This is a genomic window from Leifsonia sp. SIMBA_070 (assembly GCF_046534635.1).
Lineage (GTDB): Bacteria > Actinomycetota > Actinomycetes > Actinomycetales > Microbacteriaceae > Leifsonia.
In genome coordinates, this window is record NZ_JAWRYK010000988.1 from 1 (window position 1) to 233 (window position 233).

At 67.0% G+C, this 233-nt stretch carries 1 pseudogene; it reads left to right on the forward strand.

Annotated elements, in window-relative coordinates:
• Nucleotides 1-233: pseudogene (locus SB754_RS23120) on the forward strand (ABC transporter permease); the annotation flags it as partial.

Here is a 233-nt window from a genome sequence, read left to right on the forward strand (position 1 = left end):
GTCTCGGGTCTGGTCGGCGCCATCATCGGGATCATCCTGGTGGGCAACCTCGGAGCCATCGATCCGGGTATCGGCAACCAGTACCTGCTGGCACCCTTTGCCGCGACGTTCCTCGGCGCCACGGCGATCACCGTCGGCCGCTTCAACCCGATCGGCACAATGGTCGCGGTGTACCTACTGGTCGTCGGTATCACCGGCCTGCAGCTCGCCGGGGCGGCATCCTGGGTCAGCCC